This window comes from Citrobacter sp. wls757, assembly GCF_005280935.1.
GTDB classification, from domain to species: domain Bacteria; phylum Pseudomonadota; class Gammaproteobacteria; order Enterobacterales; family Enterobacteriaceae; genus Citrobacter; species Citrobacter portucalensis.
Map to the genome: position 1 here is coordinate 35,994 of NZ_SZWU01000038.1, position 1,346 is coordinate 37,339.

General features: G+C 60.7%; 4 protein-coding genes. All 4 read left to right on the top strand.

All coding sequences use genetic code 11. The features are described from left to right. Positions 1-444: host cell division inhibitor Icd-like protein (locus FDW94_RS10295; RefSeq protein WP_249358396.1), on the top strand; the 444-nt coding region annotated here is incomplete at its 5' end. Then, positions 441-668, top strand: coding sequence for a hypothetical protein (locus FDW94_RS10300; RefSeq protein ID WP_137377536.1), 228 nt, complete (start codon positions 441-443; stop codon positions 666-668). The genes FDW94_RS10295 and FDW94_RS10300, both read left to right, overlap by 4 nt. Then, positions 665-985, top strand: a complete 321-nt coding sequence (locus FDW94_RS10305; protein ID WP_000743144.1) for a DUF5375 domain-containing protein — start codon at positions 665-667, stop codon at positions 983-985. Before FDW94_RS10300 ends, FDW94_RS10305 begins: the two co-directional genes overlap by 4 nt. Positions 986-999: 14 nt before the next feature. Further along, positions 1,000-1,346, top strand: a 347-nt coding sequence (locus FDW94_RS24070) for a primase-helicase zinc-binding domain-containing protein (protein WP_283205068.1), incomplete at its 3' end; no start/stop codon positions are given.

Here is a 1,346-nt window from a genome sequence, read left to right on the forward strand (position 1 = left end):
AACTTCAAGGCGACACGACACGCGCCATGCGTGTTTTTTTATGTCGTTGCTCAGGCACACCCATTTTCAGGGCTGTGGTGTTTATTCGTGCACCCGAGGCCTTTTCTGATAATGGTAGTCCGGGCGGGGCAGCCTTCGGGCTGGCCGGTTTCCTTGAAGGCCGGTTACGCCAACCCCGTTCGGGCTGCCACCAGTGAAATTGGCGTTTCCGGTGGTAGTTTTTCAAACTACTTCAAGGAGGCTGCCATCATGGCTACTACCCTCACCCCGTCACACCCGCAGTTTGTCTTTGTGTTTGCCGCCGTTCGTCGCGCAGACCGTAAACCCCGTATCTGTATGCTCCGCACCGTTGCCGGTGATGAGCACGCCGCACGCCTTTCCCTCGTTCGCGATTACATCCTCTCGTTCGCTGGCCGCCTGCCGGTTGCGGAGGTGCGCGCATGAGACACACCACCATTACCGCCCGTGACCTCGAATGTCTGGAGCATATGCGCAATGTCGGCCAGCTCGTCGGCGACCTGATGCAGGTGCAGGACTGCGCGACCGTTAGGCGTGACCCGGCGCAGCACTTACAGCTCACCTCCGTGATTTACCTCATGACTACCCAGCTCGACGGCGTGGTCGAACGCTGCAATCAGCAGTGGCTGACCGGGGAGGGTAACGTATGAAAAAGCCATTACCGCCCGCATTACGCGCCGCGCTGTATCGTCGCGCCGTGGCCTGTGCCTGGCTGACCCTGTGCGAACGCCAGCACCGCTACCCACACCTCACCCTCGACGCGCTGGAAAGCGCCATTGCCGCCGAGCTGGAGGGCTTCTACCTGCGCCAGCACGGCGAGGAAAAAGGCCGCCAGATTGCCTGTGCTCTGCTGGAAGATTTAATGGAAGCCGGACCACTCAAAGCCGCCCCGTCGCTGTCCTTTCTCGGGCTGGCCGTGATGGATGAGCTTTGCGCCCGTCATATCACCGCACCAGTACTGCACTGAGGGAGAAAACAACCATGAAAATGAACGTAACAGAAACCGTAAAACAGGCGTGCGGCCACTGGCCGCGCATTCTCCCTGCGCTGGGTGTGAAGGTGATTAAAAACCGCCATCAGTCCTGCCCGGTATGCGGCGGCTCCGACCGCTTTCGCTTTGACGATAAAGAGGGGCGCGGGACGTGGTTCTGCAATCAGTGCGGCGCGGGTGACGGGCTTAAGCTGGTAGAAAAAGTGTTTGGCGTGACTCCCTCAGAGGCCGCCGGGAAGGTGAACGCCGTGACCGGCAACCTGCCGCCGGTTGCCCCGGAAGTGATTGCGGCCGCAGAGGCTGAAACGGAGGCCGACCGCAAAGCGGCGGCCACGCT

What these genes read in the sequence shown, in the direction of transcription:
- FDW94_RS10300 (WP_137377536.1), top strand. Translation starts at nt 441, where the DNA reads ATGAGACACACCACCATTACCGCCCGTGACCTCGAATGTCTGGAGCAT.
- FDW94_RS10305 (WP_000743144.1), top strand. Translation starts at nt 665, where the DNA reads ATGAAAAAGCCATTACCGCCCGCATTACGCGCCGCGCTGTATCGTCGC.